We start from the raw sequence: 1,227 nt of genomic DNA on the forward strand, positions 1-1,227 counted from the left end.
TGCTCGCGTGCCGAACTCGACCATCTGCGCGTACCAAGCCTTCTTGTTGCCGATCTTGACCGATGCGGTCACGCGGCCGCCCTTGGCGTTTGTGGTGATCCGTACACTGCGCCGCAGCGCGCCGCTGTCCACCGGTATGTTGGCTTTCACTTCTTCCTTGAACTCGTTCGCGCCGGCGCGCAGCCCGCCGCGCATCACGTTCTTTTCAAACTTGGCCGAGAACTGCTGCAGGAATGCATCCAGCTCCCGGCCGCCGGTGATGTTCGGATCAGCCATTCAAGTATCCCTCCAGTTGGAACTCTGTGTGAACCCGATCATCCAACAGCGCCGGTCCAGCGATGATCTGCATTACCCGGTCGCCGCGGCTGTGCAAAATGACGCGCATGTCGCCAGTGACGGCCTGGGCGCCCTGCATGCGTAGCCGGGTGCGTAGGATCGATTTATCGAGCCCGTTTTTGGTCGATTCCGCGCGGCTCGGCAATTCGTCCTGAACGTTGGCCCAGTACCGGACCAGCACCGGCGCCCAAGCTTGCGTTTCGGTGCCATACACAGGATCAGGCGTGCCAACAAGCTGCTCGACCGTGACTTTCTCGTCACACTTGAACGGGGCGGCCATCAGCTGTGCACCTTCAAGCAGTCGAGCCCCCGGATAAGGTGCGGCGATTCCGGCGTGCCGGCCGGTGCAAAGTATTCGCGGACCTTCGCCAGGATGTAGCCCTTGAACGCCGCCGGCGTGGTGGTCTCGTCGGGTCCATATCCGCAGATCACGGTGAGGATCACTGCCTCGGGATGCGCTTTCGTCGCCGGCCAGCTCGCGCCGGCTGCGAGCGCGACGAACCCCGGCTCGATCGAGCGGTCGACGACGTAGGCGTCTTCGCTCAGCGTTTGCGTGGCGCCGTCGACGTCCAGATATTTCAGGCTGACCACCTCGATCAGGGGCGAGGACGGCAGCGGGATCAGACCCGCAAACCCTGGCGCCGTCACCTCGTACGTACGGTTGATGATCGAGCGCCCGGTGATGTGCTCGGCCTCGGCGGTCAGCGCGCGCACGCGGATCTCGATTTCCGCGTCCTGGTCATTTCCGTTGGCGCGCGCACTCGCGCGCGCATCGGCCATTGACACGGCCATCGCGACAGAAGGAGCAATTAGACGAATCGCCATCACTGGACCCCGTACACCGGCGCCGCGCACTTCTCGAAGCGGAACTTACGGAAGCCGATCTCGCCA

3 protein-coding genes are annotated in these 1,227 nt (G+C 63.5%); all 3 read right to left on the reverse strand.

Features of this window, described 5'->3' with window-relative positions:
* Positions 1-276 (reverse strand): HK97-gp10 family putative phage morphogenesis protein (locus tag RBA40_RS33215; RefSeq protein ID WP_306653164.1); only part of this gene is annotated, 276 nt, incomplete at its 3' end.
* A complete protein-coding gene (locus tag RBA40_RS33220) occupies positions 269-616 on the reverse strand; it encodes a phage head completion protein (RefSeq protein WP_306653166.1) in 348 nt (115 codons plus the stop codon). The genes RBA40_RS33215 and RBA40_RS33220, both read right to left, overlap by 8 nt.
* Positions 616-1,161: a head-tail connector protein gene (locus RBA40_RS33225; protein WP_306653168.1), complete on the reverse strand. Its 546-nt coding sequence runs from the start codon at positions 1,159-1,161 to the stop codon at positions 616-618. The genes RBA40_RS33220 and RBA40_RS33225 overlap by 1 nt, the downstream gene beginning before the upstream one ends.
* Positions 1,162-1,227 lie beyond the last annotated feature (66 nt).

The organism is Massilia pseudoviolaceinigra (assembly GCF_030846505.1).
Classification (GTDB): domain Bacteria; phylum Pseudomonadota; class Gammaproteobacteria; order Burkholderiales; family Burkholderiaceae_D; genus Telluria_A; species Telluria_A violaceinigra.